Here is a 1,918-nt window from a genome sequence, read left to right as displayed (position 1 = left end):
GTACTTTGCGCAGCTCATGCGCGAAAACCACCGGGCGGCGGTGGCCATGTCGGCGCTGGAGCTAAAGCAGGGCCAGGACCCCGCCCTGCGCAACATCGCGGAGCAAATGAACCACGCCCACCAGCAGCTCATCCTGGGCCTGGACAGCGCCCTTCAGCGGTTGCAGGCCCGCCCGCCCGGCTTCCCGGAGCACACCACAAGCAGCGAGCAGTTTGCCAAATTGCTGAATGCGGCGACGGAAGGCTTCTCCCCGGCCGCGCACCGTACCATCGTCCAGGCCGAAGGCGGCACCGGCTCGCCGAACCTGGGCATGAGGGAGCAGCACGAGGACGCGGGCACGGGCAGCATCGACCGGGACTTTGCCCTGCTACTCGTGCCGCACCACCAGAATTCCATTCAACTGGCCCAGGCCGAGTTGGAATACGGCCAGGACCCTGCCCTGGAGAAGGCTGCCTACCTTATCATCCGCGACCAGCAGCGGGAAATTGAGCAAGCGAAGGCTTGGCTGGCGCAGCACCCCCAGCCTAATAAGTAAGTAGCGGAAAAGCTGCGTCCGCTGCGTAGCGGACTGCTGGTTATTAGGGGCCTGCCGGGCATCACCGTTGCGTCGGTGCCCGGCTACTGGGGAGTATGCACAGCATCAACCCAGCGCCGGAATTCTTCTCCAGCCAAGTGCTCAGCCATGAAATCCACGCAGCGGTAGCCCCGCGCTTCCAGCACGAAGCGCCGAAACAAGGGCACGGTCCACATGGCCTTCATCCCGGCCTGCTGGGCCAACCGCCGGGCCGGCGGGCGTAGCGTGCGCAGCCAAGCTTCGAATTCGGCCTTGGTGGGTTGAAAGTCTGCCGCTTGCTGGTCGTAAGCCTGTTGCGCCAGCGCCAGGACGGGCGAAAGCGGGGTGCCAGAAAGCGACCACGGCCCACCAGGCCGTTGCGCGTGCCAGAACCAGTACAGCAGCAGGCCCATGAAACCCGCCTCTCCCCCAAGCACGAGTACGGCAGTTAGCCAGTCCGGTAGGAGCAGCGTAGCCGACGGGATGTAGGACCAGCCGGCGGCAATGGCCGCGTCGAGCACAAGCAAAGCGCCGGTAAGCCGGCCCCAGCGCGGCGGGGGCAAGACGAGGCGAAAGGCCGGCCCCACCGCGTGCAGCAGCAGCAATGACGAGCTGAACAGCGCCAGCGTGAAGGGAAGCGCCACGTCGCGCGCCATCGAGAAGCGAATCAACAGCAGGAGGGGTGGATGCACCAGCAGGAGCACGGCTAGCAGTGCCCCGGGAGCATGAAACGCGGGGGCACTGCGACGGGTATACCGCCAGAGGCAGAAGCCACCCACTGCCAGGCAGAGCAGCACCGGGTAGCGCGAGTCAAAAGCGAGGGAAAGCAGGGACACGGGAGGTAAAAATACTGCAACGGACCCGCTGGTTTGGCAAAACGCCCGGCCGCCGGACGTGGCGAAGCCGCTGGATTCTATCCAAGTGGGCTGATAAAGGTCGGTGACATCTATTTAGTTAAAAAATATCGGCTTCGTTCGCCCTTATTCCGGGCCAGCCGTATACTCTGCCAGACTTCTTTTCCACCCCAACCTTCAGCGCCATGACGCCCCAGCAGGACCACCCCGAAGAGCACCAGAAAATCATTGAGGCCCACCAGAAGGCCGCTCACTACTTCGAGCACGCCGTGCAAAACCACCGCGCCGCCGCGGAGCACCTCAAGCAGGGCAACCACGAAAAGGCCGCGCACCACGGCTACACGGCCTACGGCTTCGCGGCCCACGCCAAGAAACACGCCGAGGAGGCCGCCCTGCACCACTCGCATGAGCACGGTGATAAGGAGCCGCTGCACGCCCACGAGCAGGCCGGCAGCTAACCCATCAGTACCTTTAGAAAGGCCAGCGCTGTCTAGCAGCGCTGGCCTTTTTT

Annotated in this window: 3 protein-coding genes; 2 read left to right on the top strand and 1 reads right to left on the bottom strand. The window is 64.2% G+C overall.

Annotated features, from left to right (window positions below; translation table 11 throughout):
• Positions 1 to 535, top strand: a 535-nt coding sequence (locus E4631_RS25620) for a DUF305 domain-containing protein (protein ID WP_135318684.1), incomplete at its 5' end; no start/stop codon positions are given.
• 83 nt (positions 536 to 618) lie between these two features.
• On the opposite strand, the gene E4631_RS25615 is transcribed toward E4631_RS25620, so the two are convergent.
• Positions 619 to 1,389 (bottom strand): hypothetical protein, encoded by a 771-nt coding sequence (locus E4631_RS25615; RefSeq protein ID WP_135318683.1) that lies wholly within the window; start codon positions 1,387 to 1,389, stop codon positions 619 to 621.
• 203 nt (positions 1,390 to 1,592) lie between these two features.
• Between E4631_RS25615 and E4631_RS25610 the strand changes: the two genes are divergently transcribed.
• Positions 1,593 to 1,865 (top strand): hypothetical protein, encoded by a 273-nt coding sequence (locus tag E4631_RS25610; protein WP_133655569.1) that lies wholly within the window; start codon positions 1,593 to 1,595, stop codon positions 1,863 to 1,865.
• Positions 1,866 to 1,918 lie beyond the last annotated feature (53 nt).

The organism is Hymenobacter sp. UV11, from assembly GCF_004684095.1.
Lineage (GTDB): Bacteria > Bacteroidota > Bacteroidia > Cytophagales > Hymenobacteraceae > Hymenobacter.
Note: the sequence above shows the minus strand (reverse complement) of the source record. Positions and strands in the feature narration are given on the sequence as shown.